The following is a 16611-nucleotide window of genomic DNA, read 5'->3' as shown; positions in this document are numbered from 1 at the left end:
CGGAGGGCTTAACCACCCGTACATTCATCAACGGTCAGACGAGCACCGTTGACTTGATGGGAGCTTGCTGCGCAAGCGGTCACCGCACAATGCTTCTCGATCCGATTGCGTCCGCCGGACTTGGCGTTATACAACGCCTGATCCGCAGCCTCGATTAACCCTTGGAACTGATCCAAGTCTGACCCTGCGGCAGTGGCCACCCCAATACTCACACTGACGCGCCCCAATGGGCTGGTTGTGTGGGGGATGTTCTCTTGGCTCAATCGGTCCAGGATAAGTTGCGCCACGACGATTGCGCCGCCACTGTCGGTGTTGGGCATGATGACTCCCATTTCCTCGCCTCCATAGCGCGCCACGAGATCCGACGGCCGCCGTACGCACTGCTCCAGGATGTTACAAACGGTCTGCAGACAGGCGTCTCCGGCAACATGCCCAAGAGAGTCATTGAACAGCTTGAAATAGTCGATATCGATCATCAGCAGTGCCAACGGGCTCCCATCCCGCTGCGCTCGCCGCGCTTCCAAGGCCAGGGTCTCATCAAAGCAGCGTCGGTTCGCAAGGCCCGTCAGCGCATCCTTCATCGCCAACATTTCCAGTTGTCGATTCGAACTGACTAGCTGCTGCTGTGTGACCAGCAACTCCGATTCCACGGTGATGCGTCGTCGAATATGCAGGATTAAAAATCCACCAATGATACCGGTGAGCCCCAGCACGCCAGCAACCAAGCCTATCGAAAGCACCGCTTCCTGGCGCCACGCCGCCAATGCTTCGCGCTTACCTAGCGCAACCGTGGTCACCAGCGGCAGCTTGTCACTCTTACGGAAGGCGTAGAGCCTCTCCACCCCATCCAGGCCGGAGGTGAACGACGCCGTACCGACCGGTTGATCGACAAGGTACTTTGCAAAGATAGGCGACTGCGAAAAGTTGCGACCCATGTCCTGCTCGCGGAAGGGATAGCGAACCAGCAGCGTCCCATCGGTATGGGATAGTCCGATGGCGCCCTCTTGCCCCACGTCAATCTGTCCAAACAGGCGCAGGAAATTTTCCACCCCCAATGTCACCGCGACCACTCCGGCAAACTCCCCGCGAACATCATTGAAGCGCCGGCTAACGGTGATCACCCACTCCTGATTCGACCGGCTGCGGATCGGCGGACCGATAAAAGGCTCCCGACTGGGATCATCGCGATGATGAATGAAATACGCACGATCACTGCTGTTGGCACCCGCAGGAATCAGACGGTTAGAGGACATTAACCAGTGGCCCTGGCTGTCATAGATGGTGATCCCACTGAGTTGTGGCATCAGGGGTTGCTGTCGACTGACCAATGCACTTAGCCGCCGAATATGTTCCGGGCCACTCCCCTCGGTTTCAAGACGTTCGACGAGCCCAAGCAAGAGCAGCGAGCTTTGCCGGACAATGCCTTCGGAATAGGTGGCGAGCGTCTGGGAAAGGTTCAAGCCGTGGACGTCAACTTCATCCAGTGCTCGATCGCGAGAGGTAACCACCTTCCAGAGAGTCAGTGATGCCAAGGAACAGCCGATGACCAACAACAAGAGTATCACTAGGTGGATGTCACGCTTCACGTCAGTACCTTCTGGAAAATCCGGTTTCCCGTTCTGGTTGTTACTGGAGCAAGGCAATAACAACCGGCCCATGTCCTGAGCCTGAATAAGGATACAGAGAGCCCCGCGAAGGTGCAGCAATAGAATGAGCGGAAAACTCAGTGCAATCAGCAGGACAACCGGCCTTATCCAGAGCGGCGCAACATTGATTACACCCCCATTCACATACCGTTCCAATGAAGACTGTTGTGCCTGGAAAAATGGGGGACCTCGAGTTCATCTGCTCAGGCGCCGTAATGTTTGGCGCATGCTCAAGCGGCCAGGGCGCTTGCGATTTATCGACTGTCGGAACCAAGCAAATGGTCTGGCCGCCGATCTAAAACTGGCGGGGCGAGCTTGGCCATTGGCACGATATAAATCCGTTACCAGGGGTGCTGATACCACTTGGGGTCGGTACCGCAGCGGACACAGAAGGCTTGGCGCATCGACATTTGAAGTGAGCGTTTCCACCGTCATTAAGGATGAGCATGACAGCAGTAAAACAGGCTTTATCGGTTCGCCCAGTAGAGCAAAAGGACTTCGAGACGTGGTGCAATTACTGGGCTAAGTATCAGGCGTTCTACGAGGTCGATGTGGGTTTGGCGACGACCAAGATAACTTGGGCGCGTTTCTTTGACACTGCCGAGCCGGTGCAATGCGCGGTCGCCTGCGACGGCGAACACCTCTACGGTTTCGTCAACTTCGTCTTTCACCGCTCGACCTGGAGCCGCAATGACTTCTGCTACCTGGAAGATCTCTACGTCTGCCCAAGCGCACGAGGCCAGATGATCGGTAAACAACTTATCGAATATGTGCAAGGACAAGCGCGGGAAAAAAATTGTGAGCGGCTTTACTGGCACACCCAGCAGACCAATCAAACGGCCCAGAGGCTGTACGACTGGATTGCCGAAAAGCCTGGCGTTATCGAATACCGAATGCCGTTGGGTACAACCGCCTAAAGGGTGCTCGCCTGGGTGTCTGCGGCCACCGGGGGGGCGCAGACACCCACATCGTGCTCAGTGTGCGTGGCGTAGACGGTTGAACAACGTCGGCAGATGACCGCCAGAGAGGCAGGGATCGAGGTCGAGCTATCGCAGAAAACTCAGGTCCAAGGGGTAGTCAAGGATGATCCGGGTTTGATCCAGGTCGTTGGCAATCGCGCCGTAATCGCCACCGGTACGCATCGAGGCGAGCATCAAGCGCAACGACAGGTTCTTCGCCGGCCCTGACTGCACCACATATTTGACCCACAGGTCCCGCTCCCACTGCGAGCCATCGCGTACGGCCCGGTATCGGGAGTAGGCGCCGCCGGCATCCCTGCCATCAATGTCGGTACCGCGAATGTAGCGCGCGGTGAAGGTCAGACCCGGCACGCCCAGCACGGCGGCATCCAGATCGTAGCGGGCACTCCAGGCCTTTTCGTTGGGGCTGTTGAAGTCACTGCCCTGGGAGGCTGCGTCGAGTTCGATATCAAAACTGTTCCAGACATAGTCAAAGGGCTGGTCGCCGTCGATCTGCGTATAGGCCAGTTCAAACTTGTGCCCACCCAACGCATAGCCCGCACGCGCACTCCAGGCATCGTTGCGGATATCGCCAAGCAATGCCGCGCCGGTATTGCGGGTCCGATAATAGTTGACGCCGGTATTCACCACGCCGCCCACGGGCAAGGGCAGGCGGTAGTCAAGCGAGGCGAACTGCTGATTCCAGATATCATCCAGCTCGGAACCAAACAGCTTGACCTTGAGGTTGTTGACCCCTGTGTAAATACCGCCGTAGTAACTGACAAACTCGCTATCGACCTGGCGTCCGCTGTAGGCCGTGCCCAGATGCCCACCATGATTGGGTTGCGCCCGGTCGCTACTGGAGACAAAACGCCCGGCATTCAGGGTCAGGTCGTCGAGCGAGCGATCCGTGGCATTGAAGCCCCTTAATGTTTGCGGCAACAGACGAATGTCGCCGTACTTGAGCACTGGCGAATCGGGGAACAGATCGCCGTAGGCCAACTCGGTCTGGCCGACGCGCATCTTCACCGCGCCCCCGGCCTTGGAGTAGCCACGTTTAGGCTCGCCCCGATTGTCCCGTGCGACGATGCCGCCATTGCCGATGCCATCCCCGACGCGGCCGTTGCCACCGTCGAGTTTGAGCGCCCCCATGTAATGTGCATCCACGCCGAAGCCAATCAGCCCCTGGGTGTAACCTGAGTTGAACTTGGCCAGTACCCCTTGCGCCCACTCCTGACGGTAACTTTGCCGTTCGCCTTCGGGGTTGCGGTAACTGCCGTTACGGTTGTCGGCATTCCAGTAAAAGTTGCGCAAGCCCACCGACGTCGTGCTGTCTTCAATAAAACCATGGCCCGGCTCTACCGCGCCCACAATTGCACTGTTCAGGCAGACACTGGCGCCGGCCATCCCCAAGGTAAAAAGTTTGAACCACATGGTGCACTTCCTTTTTGCCAACGTTTAAGAGTGGCAGCGTTGAATTTTTATTGTTATTGACCAGGTGTGTTGGCAGCGGGCAGGGTCAAGCCCGACCGCAGACTTACGCCGAGGCGTAAGTTGCACCCTTGTTGTTTTAGGTATTGCCCGCTGAGCCCGGGCTGGTCAGCCCGGGCGATTGGCGCTCAGCGCAAAGCGGTCAAGCCGTCGAAGAACCGCGCGGCGTTTTCATCGAGGGTCGCAATGTCGTAGCCGCCCTCCTGCACCACCACGCACGGCAGGCCCAGCGCCTTGATTCGCTGCCCCAGCACCCGAAAACCTTCATGGCTGACGGCGACTTTGGACTGCGGATCGTTTTCGTAGATATCAAAACCCAGCGACAGCACCAGTACGTCCGGAGCGAAGGCGCGTAGGGCAGCCTCGGCCTGGTCCATGCACGCGAAGAAATCCGCCTCGCTGGAGCCGTGGGCCATCGGCAGGTTCAGGTTGAACCCCTCCCCCCGGCCAATGCCAGTCTCGTCGTCGAAGCCGGCCACCACCGGGTAGAAGTTGGTGGGATCGCCATGGATCGACACGTAGAGCACGTCGTCGCGGTCGTAGAAGATCTCCTGGATGCCCTGGCCGTGGTGCATGTCGGTGTCCAGCACCGCGACCTTGGCGAACGTGCCCCGCAACGCCTGGGCTGCAATCGCCGCGTTGTTCAGAAAACAGAAGCCGCCAGCGCCTTCGGCCCGGGCATGGTGTCCCGGTGGACGGCACAGGGCATACGCCGCGTCATCGCCTTCGATAATCGCCTGGGCGGCGGCGACCGCACTTTGCGCTGACCAGTAAGCGGCCTGCCAGGTGTGTTGGCCAATCGGGCAACTGCCGTCGGCCAGGTAGCGGGCGGTCTTGCCCAGGATCCCGCGCAGCGGATTGCCTTCGCGAATGAAGATGTTGGACATCACCTCATCGCCCCAGTCCTCCGGCACCTCGTGCCATTGCTGGTAAGCGCTGCTCAGGTATTGCAGGTACGCCGGACTGTGCACCGCGGCGAGCGGCGCCTGACCGTAGTCGAGCGGCTCCAACAGCGGGTAACCGAGTTGCTTGACCACCGCCAGCAGCGGGTCGATACGCGCGGGAACCTCTTGCGGCTCGCGCATCTGCCCGCGTGACAGGTAGGAACGTGGATGGTGCAGGCGCTGTGCCGGGTGGAAAAACGTTTTCATGGATAACCTCACGCAAAGACAATTCAGACTGCACGCGCCTGGGCCGATCACGCCGCCCGCAACGCGCAGTGATTAATTCGCTGTCCGCTCAATAACCCTGTTCGGGATCGACCAGATTGTTCAATGCCAGTCCCGCCGTCAGCCGCGAGACGTTGTCGGCGACCTGCTGGGCGATGCATTGATCCGAGGCGGCGGACGCCATGTGCGGCGTCACCCAGACCCCGGGGGTGTGCCATAACGGCGAATCCACCGGCAGCGGCTCCTGCTCAAACACATCAAGCAAGGCGCCCCGCAGCTGCCCGCTCGCCAGGGCCTGTTGCAGGTCGAGCTGATTGAGGTGCTGGCCACGCCCGCAATTGATCAACGCACTGCCCCGAGCCATGGACTGGAACACCTCGCGGCCCAACACACCTTGAGTCGCGGCAGTCAGGGGCAGCAAGTTGACGAGCACATCCAGCTGCGCAAGAAACGCCGGCAGCGCGGGCTCTCCGCTGAAGGTGCTCACACCCTCGATTACTCGCGGCGTGCGGGCCCAGCCGCGCACGTCGTAGCCAGCCTCGGCCAGCCGCATGGCCACCGGAGCCCCAATCGCGCCAAGGCCCATCACCCCGACCCTGAAGCCTTGCGCGCGGCGCTGCACCGGACGCTGCCAGCGTTGCGTAGCGTTGCCAGCAATCACCTGGTCGAAGCCGCGGTGAAAGTGCAACACCCCCCAATGCACGTACTCACTCATGCCCTGGGTGTGATCCGGGTCGACGACCCGACACACCGGCAACGCGGGATCACGCGAAGGATCCTGGGCCAGATGGTCGACCCCCGAGCCAATCGAGTACACCAGGCGCAGATTCGGCAAGGCACCGAGGCTGCCCGCTGGCGGGAACCAGCACACCGCGACCTGGGCCTGTTGTGCGCCTGAATCTTCAGGACGCAGCACCTGCAAGTGCGGGGCATGGCGGGCGAACAGCGCGGCCAGCCAATCGGTCAGCGCCGGGTTCTGGCACAACAACACGAGACTGGCCATGGTCAACTGCACCAATCGGCGCGCTGCTCATCGATCAGACTGAGCGCGGCCTGCCAGGCCAGATCAATGATCCCGTCGATCCCGTCACGGCCAAACTGCGCGGCGGTGTGACGGCACACGGCTTCGTCGGGGATGTTCAGCGCCACCCCGGCGGACATCGCCTGGATCTGCGCCTGGCAGGCGCGCTCCAGGAAGTAGATCTCGTGGAATGCCGCCGCCACGCTGCCACCGGCCGCGAGCAGGCCGTGATTACGCAGGATCATCGCGTTGTGCGAGCCCAGGTCGGCCACCAGCCGTTCGCGTTCGTGCATCGACAGCGCGATGCCTTCGTAGGTGTGATACGCCAGGTTGCCGTAGAACTTCAGGGCGTGCTGGGTCAGCGGCAACAGCCCGTCGCGCTGCGCGGCCACCGCCATACCGGCAGCGGTGTGGGTGTGGATGATGCAGTGCAGGTCCGGGCGAGCCTCATGAATTGCCGAATGGATGACGAACCCGGCCGCATTGACGTGCCCACCGTGCTGACCGTCGACCACCTTGCCCTCGAGGTCTATCAGCACCAAGTCACTGGCGCGCATTTTCTCGAACGCCACGCCGTAGCGGTTGATCAGAAAATGCCGCTGCGACCCGGGCACTCGCAGGGTGATGTGGGTGTCGATCAGGTCCGTCATGCGGTAGTAGGCAACCAGTCGATACAGCGCGGCCAACTCGCAACGCGACTGCCACTCGATGGGCGACATAGCGCTTGGCTTGTTCATTAAACAACTCCTTGGGAAAGGGGCAGCCCGACCGGCTTGGCGTTGACGCCGCGCAAGTACGCCAGGCCCAGCACACCGATCAACGACATCAGCGCCAGCACGCTGAAGAAGATCGCCAGCGGCCACCACTGGCCGGCGAAGTGACCCGCCAGGAAGGTGCCGATCAGCGGGGTCAATCCGCCGCTTACGCCGCTGCCCAGTTGATAGGCAATCGAGATGCCTGAGTAGCGCACCCGCGCCTGGAAGGCTTCAGCCATGTAGCCGGCGATTACCGCGTACAGGGCTGCCAGCAGCAGTACCGCCAGGGCAATGCCCGCAGTCATGTAGACCAGGTTGCCGGTCTGCACCAGCAGGAACATCGGGTACGGCACCAGGATGCACAGCGACGCCACCCACTTGAGGAAGCGTCCCTCGCCCAGGCGTTCGGCCAACAGCGCAGAACAGGGTTGGGAGAGAAATTGCAGGACGGTGACCAAGAACAGACAGTCCAGGATCGTGGTCTTGGCAATGCCCTGGTACTGGGTGACGTAGGTGATCATGAAGGTGTTGGTGAAGAAGAAACCGCCCGAGCCGATGGTCACCGCCAGGGCCGCGAACAGAATGCTCTTCCAGTCCTTGCGGATAACTTCCAGCACCGGGTTCTCGGCGGTCTGGCCGTTGTCCTTGACCTCGGCAAACTCCGGCGACTCAGGCACCCCGAAACGAATCGCCAGGCCGACCATCATCAGCACGCCGCTCATCAGGAACGGAATACGCCAGCCCCAGCTCATCAGTGCGTCCTGTTCCATTTCACTGATGCAGCGGAATGCGATCAACGCCAGCAGCAGGCCCGCCGGACTGCCCCACTGGGCGAACGAGGCGAAGAACACCTTGCGGCCCTTGGGTGCGTGTTCACTGGCCATTAGCACCGCACCGCCCCATTCGCCACCGACCGAAATCCCTTGCAGCAATCGCAGGAACACCAGGCCGATGGGGGCCCAGATACCCGCCTGGGCATAAGTGGGTAACAGACCGATGCAGGTGGTCGCCACCCCCATCAGCACGATGGTCACCAGCAACATTTTCTTGCGCCCCAGGCGGTCGCCCAGATGGCCGAAGACCATGCCGGCGAACGGGCGGGCAATAAAGCCGACCGCGAAGCTGCCAAAGGCGGCCATGGTGCTGAGCATCGGGTTTTCACTGGGGAAGAACAGCTGTCCAAGGACCAGCGCTGCCGCGAAGGCATAGATGTAGAAGTCGTAGAACTCGATGGTGGTGCCGATAAAGGCCGCTGCCGCGGCACGTCGCGGACTTGAGGTGGTACTCGTCATCTGTAGCTCCTGGGCGTCATTGTTATAAGCAGGAGGAAAGTTGTGTCATGCGCGGGCACAACGTTCGCACTCTGGCGGTGCGTTGCAGGATCTTGCGCCAACCCCTATGCTAGGAAAAGCTTCTAATCTAAATACTCAAGTATAAGTATCAAGAATAATGACGACCCCCGCCGCTCCGTCAATCCGCGACCCCGAAGCCAAGCGCTTTCTCAACGACCGCCTGGACTGGAACCTGTTGCGGACCTTCCTGGTGATCGGCCAGGAGGGCAGCATCAGCCGGGCCGCCGCGCGCCTGCACTTGAGCCAGCCGGCCATCAGCCAGGCCCTGCGGCGCCTGGAGGAGCAACTCGACAGCGCGCTGGTGGTGCGCCGCGGGCCGCGTATCAGCCTGTCCAAGGCCGGTGAGGAAGTCATGCAGATCGCCGCCGAACTGTACGGCACGGTCTCGCGCTTGGGGCCAGCCCTGGATTCACCCGCCGAAACGGTGGTGGGCAAGATCCGCATGTTGACCATCAGCCGTATTCAATCACGCTGCTACGATGAGTTCCTCGCGCAGTTTCACCTTGAGTACCCGCAGGTGGAGTTCGAGGTCGATGTGCTGCGCAGCTCGGATGTGGCCAGCGCACTGCTGCAAAAAACCGCCTCGTTCGGCCTGAGCCTGTGCCGCACACCGCAGCCCAAGCTTGAACAGCGGGTGTTGCTGCAGCAGCGCTATGCGTTTTTCTGCGGCAAGCGGCACCGGCTGTTCGGTCGCAAGAACCTGACCCTGGCGGATTTGCAGAGTGAAAACTTCGTCAGTTTTACCAGTGACCAGATCGGCGGCAACCTGTCACCGCTCACGGTGTTTCGTGATCAGCAAGGGTTCACCGGGCGCATTGTCGCCTCCTCTCCGAGCCTGGATGAAATCCGCCGGCTGGTGGGCGCAGGCTATGGCATCGGCTGCCTGCCGGAACATATCGTCGCGGCTGATGTGCTGGCTGAAGAAGTCTGGCGCTTGCCACCCTGGGAGGGCGTCATCGACGTGAATGTCTATCTGCTCTGGAACCGTGAACAGAAACTGACCCGGGCAGAGTCGGTATTTCTGGAGAGGTTCGAGCAGATGCTCATGACCACGGACCTGGCTGAGCGATTCTAGGTTCTGTACACGATCCCGCGAAAAACCAGCGGCTGCCACGCGCTTTTTGCCGGTAATCCCAGGGCGCTGCCAACCTCCCCTGCAGACGCCGCGAATCCACTCGAATCGATCTCAAGGACATCCCTGGTCGCAGCGCAAGTCGCCCGCGGAGTCATACCCAGCGCAGATCACCGACTGCTGATGCCTGCCGCGGTGCTCCTGGGTTCCTCGCTCGGGCTGGTGGGTGCCAAGCCCAAACTTCACTCAGCCAGCCCCTCTCGAACCAAGTTAAAAAAGGTCGTCAGGATGCGCCGGGAACTCTGCGCGCGCAGGCAAACCAACGTCTCGGTGAAGCGCCGCTGACAATCGACGATGGGCAACCCGCGAAGCCGTGAATCAGAGCCCAGCTCGGTCGCCGAGACCACACCGACACCCATGCCAATCGCCACGGCTTCACGCGCGGCTTCACGCCCATCCACTTCGATCGCCTTTCGGATGCGCAAGCCCGCGGTTGCCATCTCTTCCTCCAGGCACTGGCGCGTCATTGAGCCTCTTTCGCGCAGGACCAACGGCGTGTCGTGCAGATCGCCCAGGCGGATGGATTCGCGTTGCGCCCAGGGATGGTCATGCGCGACGAACGCGAGCATCGGATCGCTACGCAGGGGCAGCGACAGCAGACGGTCGTCTTCGATTGTGCGGCCCAGCAATGCGATGTCGGCCTGATGGCCGAACAACCGTTGCAGTACTTCATCGGTATTGGCGGTTTCAATCTTTACATCGATGCCGGGGTAACGACTGCAAAAGCGTGCGACATAGGGCAGCACATGCACCGGCGCATCCACGGCGAGGTTCAAGGCCCCCGTGGACAGGGTGCGGTAGTCCATCAGCATGTCGTGGGCATCGACACTGATATCAAACAAGCGCCGGGTCAGGCCGTACAACCGCTCGCCCACTTCAGTCAGGCGCACCAGACGCTTGTCGCGGTAGAACACCATCACCCCGTAGTAGTCCTCGAGCTTGCGAACCTGATCGGACACTGCCGGTTGTGACAGGCAGAGCTGCTCGGCCGCGCGGGTGAAGCTGCCGTTGACGGCAACGGCGTGGAACGCCTTGAGCTGGGTATGGGAAATGGTCATCACGGCAGCCTTGTCATAGGTTCAGCTTATTCATGCATACGGTAAATCGATTTTATTTATAGACGATGAACTGCAAGCATGGTTTTCGCAAGCCCCAGACCCGTGCTCGAACACTGCCGCCCTCGCACCAAGCCAGGAATACTTGATGGAAATCGAACGTTTCGCCGTGACAAAACGCCGTTCGGACATGGTCCGCCATGACAACCACCTCTATATCGGTGGCCAGGTTGCCACCGACCTCAGTGGCGACATCGAGGCACAGACCCACGAGGTGCTCGCCGGTATCGAGCAGCTATTGCTCAGTGCCGGCAGCAGCCGCAGGCAGGTGCTTTCGGTACGTATCCTGCTCGCCCATCGCGAGGACTATGCAGGGCTCAACAGGGTCTGGGACGCGTTCTTTCCCGAAGGCCATGCCCCAACGCGAGCGTGCACCCTGGCGGATCTGATCGACCCCGGTTGGCGCGTGGAAATGATCGTGGTCGCTGCGTGCGGCTGATTGCTTGTTGAACCCTGCCCCCAAACTGCTCCAACGGAGATGACGTCATGCGACCCTATTGGCTCGATCAGGCCCTGAAAACTCAACCCGACTCGCCCTGCCCGCCGCTGCGGCAGAACATCCGCGCCGATGTCTGCATCGTCGGTGGGGGTTACACCGGCTTGTGGACTGCCATCATGCTCAAGGAACAGAACCCGGAGCTGGACGTGGTCATCGTCGAAGCCGACATCTGTGGTGCCGGTGCCAGTGGGCGCAACGGCGGCTGCGCGCTGTCCTGGTCGGCCAAGTACTTCACCCTGGAGCGTTTGTTTGGCGTCAAAGAGGCCATACGCCTGGTCAAGGAATCGGAGCAAAGCATCTACGCCATCGGTAGCTTTTGCGAGAAGTACGCGGTGGATGCCGATTACCGCCTCGATGGCACGCTTTACACGGCGACCAACCGCGCTCAGGTCGGCTCGACCGACAGCGTGATCGCCGCGCTGGAGCGCAATGGCATTAACTCGTTCTCCAAATACGCGCTGGCTGACGTGCAGCGCATGGCGGGCTCGGCCCGACACATTGAAGGCTGGTTCTCGCCGGCGGCAGCCAGTGTGCAGCCGGGCAAGCTGGTGCGCGGTCTGCGTCGAGTCGCACTGGAATTGGGGGTGCGCCTCTACGAAGGCTCGCCGATGACCGGTTTGGCAGAGGGGCGCCCTGCCACCGTCAACACGCGGAACGGCACCGTCACCTGCGACCGGGTCGTGTTGGCGATAAACGCCTGGATGGCGCGGGCCTTTACTCAGTTCTCGCGGTCGGTTGCCATCGTCTCCAGCGACATGATCATTACCGAGCCTCGACCCGACCTGCTCGAGCGGATCGGCCTGACCAGCGGGGTCACCGTACTCGACTCACGCATCTTCGTGCACTACTACCACAACACCCCGGACGGCCGGATCATGCTTGGCAAAGGCGGCAATACCTTCGCCTACGGCGGGCGCATCCTGCCGGTGTTCGACCAGCCTTCGCCCTACAAAGGACTGTTGCGCAACACCCTGGCCGAGTTCTTCCCGGACTTTGCCGATGTCGGCATCGCCGCCACCTGGAATGGCCCGTCCGATCGCTCCGTCACCGGGCTACCTTTCTTCGGCCGGATGGGCGCAAGCGGCAATATCTTTTACGGCTTCGGTTACTCCGGCAGCGGTGTCGGCCCCTGCCACATGGGTGGACAGATCCTGTCATCGCTGGTGGTGGGGCAGGACAACCCCTGGACACGCTCGCCGCTGGTGCAAGGTCCGCTCGGCCACTTCCCACCGGAGCCGATCCGCTACCTGGGTTCGCTGATGGTGCGCAACGCCATTCGCCGCAAGGAGCACGCCGAGGACCACAACCTGCGGCCTCGTCGGCTGGACGTGCGCCTGGCCAAGTTCGCCGCTGCAGCGGGCAAGTCAGACAAGGGATAACACACCCGCTCACGCAGCGACCGCTCACTTGAACAGCAACGCAGGGTCTGATCTGGATGGGGAGACGAATGAATTCGTCTTATAAGTTCAGCTTGTTTGTGACATGTGATAAATCGATTTCAGTTATTTTTTCGCAGATGTTTTGATCACGCCATGCATCACTCCCCACAAAAACAAAACCGCCGGAGAAGATCATGACCAAAGCTGAATTTCCGACCACACAGGCGCTGGCTACCCCAGCCCTGGGTGAACCCTACCTGCTGACCCCGGGCCCCTTGACCACGTCCAAAGCGACCAAGGAAGCCATGCTGCGAGACTGGGGCTCATGGGACGTTACCTTCAATCAAGTCACTGCCCAGGTTCGCCAGAACTTGCTCAGCATGGCAGGTATCACGGATGACAGCTTCGCTTGTGTGCCGCTGCAAGGCAGCGGTAGCTACTCGGTGGAGGCCGCTTTGGCCACGGCCATCCCGCGGGATGGTAAAGCGCTGGTGCTGATGAATGGCGCCTACGGCCAGCGCGCCACCAAGACCCTGGAGTATCTCGGCCGCGCGTTCATGACGTTGGACAAAGGGGACTACCTGCCGCCGCAGCCCGAGGAAGTGGACGCCCTGCTCAGGGACAACCCGGACATCACCAACGTCTTTCTCGTCCATTGCGAAACCAGCTCCGGCATTCTCAATCCGCTGCGCGAGATCGCCGATGTGGTCAAGGCGCATGGCAAGAGCCTGATCATCGATGCGATGAGCTCCTTCGGAGCCGTGCCTTTGACGGTCAATGAAATTGCTTTCGACGTAGTCGTGTCCTCGGCCAATAAATGCATCGAGGGTATTCCGGGCTTCGGTTTCGTCATCATCCGTCGCTCCGTGCTGGAGGCCGCCAAAGGCCGCGCCAACTCCCTGAGCCTCGACCTTTATGAGCAGTGGGTTTACATGGAGCGCACTGGCCAATGGCGCTTCACGCCGCCGACCCACAGCGTAGTAGCGTTCCATAAAGCCCTGGAGCAACACACTGCCGAAGGCGGTGTACACGGTCGTCTGGCCCGTTACACCCGCAATCGCGATGTACTGGTCGCCGGCATGCGCGAACTGGGCTTCAGAACCTTGCTTGAGGACCGTTGGCTGTCGCCCATCATCACCACGTTCTTCAGCCCGGAACACCCCAGCTTTGAGTTCAAGCGGTTCTACGATGAACTCAAAGCCCGTCAGTTCATCATTTACCCCGGCAAGCTGACGGTAGCCGACAGTTTCCGTATTGGCTGCATCGGCCAGATCGACGAATACATCGTTCATCAGTTGCTGCGCGCCATCGCCGACAGTCTCGTGGCGATGAACGTCGACATGCAACAGCCAGCAGCCTGACGGCTCTTTGAAGGTCCTTGTCAATTCGAGCCTAGGTGCAATGGGTAGCACCTGTGGACAGGGGTCTTTTTTAAACCATGGATTCGGTGACTTATCGCTAGGCACAGCCGAGCCGGAGTCAGCGACCGCGTCAATTTAAGACTGAAAGCCTGATGCCATCTCACTGCCATCTGATCGATGCCGTGTGCGTGGCCAGATTTTCCGTACCAACAATAAAAACAAAACCCATTACTTTGCGCTGTCTGGCACCACATACGGGATCAGAACACCATGAACAAGAACGCTACAAGCCCTTTCGCAACCGGCTGGAAATCGCTCCAGCGCTGGCGCGTGCAAATTTTCCTGATTACCTGGGTGGCCTATGCGGCCTTCTACTTTACCCGCAAGGCTTTTTCTGTAGCCAAACTGGGTATCGGCGAAGACCCAGACTTCATGCTCGAAAAGAGCATGATGGCCAACCTCGATGCCCTCTACCTAACCGCCTATGCAGTAGGACAGTTTCTTTGGGGCAACTTCTCTGACCGCTTCGGTCCCAGGGTCGTGGTACTCAGCGGACTGGTCATTTCGGCGCTGGCCGCGCTACTGATGGGCACCTACGCCACGCTACCGATCTTCGCCTCCTGCATGCTGATCCAGGGCCTGGCTCAGTCCACGGGTTGGTCGGGTCTGTGCAAGAACGTTGGCAGCTTCTTCAGCACGGGTGAACGTGGCCGCGTGCTGGGTTACTGGAGCACCTGCTACGCCTTCGGCGGTCTGGTTGCCACACCGTTTGCCGGTTGGTGGGCCTACAACGCTTACCATGACTGGCGCATCGCGTTCATCAGCAGCGCCGTCGTGGTGCTGGTGGTCGCGGTGCTGTTCTTTTTCCTGCAACGCAACCAGCCAGAAGATGTCGGTCTGGCGCCTGTAGAGATCGAAATCGAACCCGTCAGCAAGGTCGCAGTGCCGCGCGAAAGTATGTGGGCTGGTTTGCGCACGGTGATGAAAAACCGAACCGTCCTGGTGCTCGGCCTGGCCTATTTCATGCTCAAGCCAGCGCGCTACGCGATCCTGCTTTGGGGGCCTGTGATTATCTACGAACGGATGCCAGAGATTGGCAAAGTAGCATCCGCCATCGTGCCCACGGCTTTTGAACTGGCAGGTCTGGCAGGTCCGATCCTGATTGGTATCGCCTCAGACAAGTACTTTGGCGCTCGTCGGATGCCAGCCTGTGTGCTTAGCCTGGTGCTCCTGACCATTTGCCTTGCGCTGTTCGTCCCCGCCATGCAGAGCGGCAGTCTGTACATGGTGGTTGGCCTGCTGTTCATGATGGGGCTGACGCTTTACGGGCCGGACTCGATGATGAGCGGCTCGGCGGCCATTGATTTCGGCAGCAAGGACGGCGCGGCCTCCGCCGCAGGCTTCGTCAACGGTTGCGGTTCGATAGGCGCGGTCCTCGGCGGCCTGTTACCCGGTTACTTCGACACCACCACCATCTTCATGGTGTTCACCGCCGCGGCGCTACTGGCCAGCTTGATGTTGATTCCATTCTGGAACAGCCGCCCGAAAACGGTGGAAAACACGACGCTGGCCTCGGTTCCAGTGCAAACGGTCATTGTTGGCACCACCCCCTGAACTCGAATCAATCACTCCCCACACACTGGAGCAATCACCATGCATTACAAACAACCTTCCCAGCTGCAGGCCGTGGTATTGGACTGGGCGGGCACTGTCGTTGATTTCGGTTCTTTCGCCCCCACCCAGATCTTCGTCGAAGCCTTTGCCGAGTTCGGCGTTGCAGTCTCCTTGACAGAAGCTCGCGGGCCGATGGGCATGGGCAAGTGGGATCACATCCGCACGCTGTGCAACGAGCCGCAGATCGCCGAACGCTACCAGGCCGCCTTCGGCCGGCTGCCCACCGACGATGATGTCACCGCCCTCTACGAGCGCTTCATGCCTTTGCAGATCGAAAAAATCGCCCTGCATTCGGCGCTGATTCCCGGCGCGCTCAATACCATCAATGGCTTGCGCGACAAGGGAATGAAAATCGGTTCTTGCTCAGGCTACCCGGCCGTGGTCATGGAAAAAGTCGTGGCGCTGGCACGCCAGAACGGCTACGTCACCGACTATGTGGTGGCGACCGACGAAGTGCCCAACGGGCGGCCACACCCAGCGCAAGCATTGGCTAACGTGATTGCGCTGGGTATCAGTGATGTGGCGGCCTGCGTCAAGGTTGACGACACCTGGCCGGGGATTCTCGAAGGCCGTAGCGCGGGTATGTGGACGGTGGCATTGACCTGCTCCGGTAACGCATTGGGCCTGTCCTATGAGGAGTTCAAGGATTTATCCCTGGAGGAACTGGCCGAGGAACGCGCACGCATCATCAAGATGTTCGAAGGCTCTCGCCCGCACTATCTGATCGACACCATCGTTGATTTGCCGCAGGTCATCGAAGACATCAATGCCCGCCTGGCACGTGGAGAAACCCCTCAGGGCTCCTGACCCCTTGGGGCTGGTGCAATTGACAGTGGCCGTCCACCAGACGGCCACACCCCACAACAACAAGAGAACGCCACCATGAAATACGCCCACCCTGGCACTCCCGATGCCATCGTTTCGTTCAAGAGCAAATACGGTAACTACATCGGCGGCGAGTTCGTCGCGCCTGTCAAAGGCCAGTACTTCACCAACACCTCGCCGGTCAACGGCCAACCGATTGCCGAATTCCCCCGCTCCACCGCTGAAGACATCGA

General features: G+C 60.4%; 14 protein-coding genes and 1 pseudogene. 8 read left to right on the top strand and 7 right to left on the bottom strand.

Annotated elements, in window-relative coordinates:
* Positions 1-8 precede the first annotated feature (8 nt).
* On the bottom strand, positions 9-1586 hold the full coding sequence (locus AACY45_RS23585; protein ID WP_339547658.1) for a sensor domain-containing diguanylate cyclase: 1578 nt from the start codon (positions 1584-1586) through the stop codon (positions 9-11).
* A 506-nt stretch (positions 1587-2092) separates the two neighbouring features.
* On the opposite strand from AACY45_RS23585, the gene AACY45_RS23580 reads away from it, so the two are divergent.
* Positions 2093-2563 carry a GNAT family N-acetyltransferase gene (locus AACY45_RS23580; RefSeq protein WP_339547656.1) on the top strand — a complete coding sequence of 157 codons (471 nt, stop codon included), beginning with the start codon at positions 2093-2095 and terminating at the stop codon, positions 2561-2563.
* A gap of 129 nt (positions 2564-2692) precedes the next feature.
* On the opposite strand, the gene AACY45_RS23575 is transcribed toward AACY45_RS23580, so the two are convergent.
* From AACY45_RS23575 to AACY45_RS23555, 5 genes are all read right to left on the bottom strand, one after another.
* Complete coding sequence (locus AACY45_RS23575) at positions 2693-4039, bottom strand: OprD family porin (protein WP_339547655.1); 1347 nt, start codon at positions 4037-4039, stop codon at positions 2693-2695.
* A 185-nt stretch (positions 4040-4224) separates the two neighbouring features.
* Positions 4225-5247: a histone deacetylase family protein gene (locus AACY45_RS23570; RefSeq protein WP_339547654.1), complete on the bottom strand. Its 1023-nt coding sequence runs from the start codon at positions 5245-5247 to the stop codon at positions 4225-4227.
* An 88-nt stretch (positions 5248-5335) separates the two neighbouring features.
* Positions 5336-6268, bottom strand: a complete 933-nt coding sequence (locus tag AACY45_RS23565; protein WP_339547653.1) for a 2-hydroxyacid dehydrogenase — start codon at positions 6266-6268, stop codon at positions 5336-5338.
* A 2-nt stretch (positions 6269-6270) separates the two neighbouring features.
* Positions 6271-7023, bottom strand: a complete 753-nt coding sequence (locus AACY45_RS23560; RefSeq protein ID WP_339547652.1) for a class II aldolase/adducin family protein — start codon at positions 7021-7023, stop codon at positions 6271-6273.
* Entirely contained in the window at positions 7023-8333 is a 1311-nt protein-coding gene (locus AACY45_RS23555) for an MFS transporter (protein WP_339547651.1), read from the bottom strand. The genes AACY45_RS23560 and AACY45_RS23555 overlap by 1 nt, the downstream gene beginning before the upstream one ends.
* 157 nt (positions 8334-8490) lie before the next feature.
* Between AACY45_RS23555 and AACY45_RS23550 the strand changes: the two genes are divergently transcribed.
* Positions 8491-9468: a LysR family transcriptional regulator gene (locus AACY45_RS23550; RefSeq protein ID WP_339547650.1), complete on the top strand. Its 978-nt coding sequence runs from the start codon at positions 8491-8493 to the stop codon at positions 9466-9468.
* Positions 9469-9707: 239 nt separating this feature from the next.
* Here the strand turns inward: AACY45_RS23550 and AACY45_RS23545 are convergent, their stop codons facing one another.
* The gene (locus AACY45_RS23545; RefSeq protein ID WP_339547648.1) at positions 9708-10583 is read right to left on the bottom strand and encodes a LysR substrate-binding domain-containing protein; all 876 of its coding nucleotides are present in this window, start codon (positions 10581-10583) and stop codon (positions 9708-9710) included.
* Positions 10584-10728: 145 nt separating this feature from the next.
* On the opposite strand from AACY45_RS23545, the gene AACY45_RS23540 reads away from it, so the two are divergent.
* The 6 genes and pseudogenes from AACY45_RS23540 to AACY45_RS23515 all read left to right on the top strand — a co-directional run.
* A complete protein-coding gene (locus tag AACY45_RS23540) occupies positions 10729-11079 on the top strand; it encodes a RidA family protein (RefSeq protein ID WP_339547647.1) in 351 nt (116 codons plus the stop codon).
* 47 nt (positions 11080-11126) lie between these two features.
* A complete protein-coding gene (locus AACY45_RS23535; protein ID WP_339547646.1) occupies positions 11127-12518 on the top strand; it encodes an FAD-dependent oxidoreductase in 1392 nt (463 codons plus the stop codon).
* Between the two features lie 194 nt (positions 12519-12712).
* Positions 12713-13879 (top strand): 2-aminoethylphosphonate--pyruvate transaminase, encoded by a 1167-nt coding sequence (locus tag AACY45_RS23530; RefSeq protein ID WP_339547645.1) that lies wholly within the window; start codon positions 12713-12715, stop codon positions 13877-13879.
* A gap of 270 nt (positions 13880-14149) precedes the next feature.
* The gene (locus AACY45_RS23525) at positions 14150-15493 is read left to right on the top strand and encodes an MFS transporter (RefSeq protein ID WP_339547643.1); all 1344 of its coding nucleotides are present in this window, start codon (positions 14150-14152) and stop codon (positions 15491-15493) included.
* A 39-nt stretch (positions 15494-15532) separates the two neighbouring features.
* Positions 15533-16360: a phosphonoacetaldehyde hydrolase gene (gene phnX / locus AACY45_RS23520; RefSeq protein ID WP_339547641.1), complete on the top strand. Its 828-nt coding sequence runs from the start codon at positions 15533-15535 to the stop codon at positions 16358-16360.
* Between the two features lie 75 nt (positions 16361-16435).
* Positions 16436-16611 (top strand): annotated as a pseudogene (locus AACY45_RS23515) (aldehyde dehydrogenase family protein); the annotation flags it as partial.

The organism is Pseudomonas sp. RA_35y_Pfl2_P32 (assembly GCF_963970735.1).
GTDB lineage: Bacteria > Pseudomonadota > Gammaproteobacteria > Pseudomonadales > Pseudomonadaceae > Aquipseudomonas.
The sequence above is the reverse complement of the archived record's forward strand: the minus strand, read 5'-3'. Positions and strand labels throughout refer to the sequence as shown.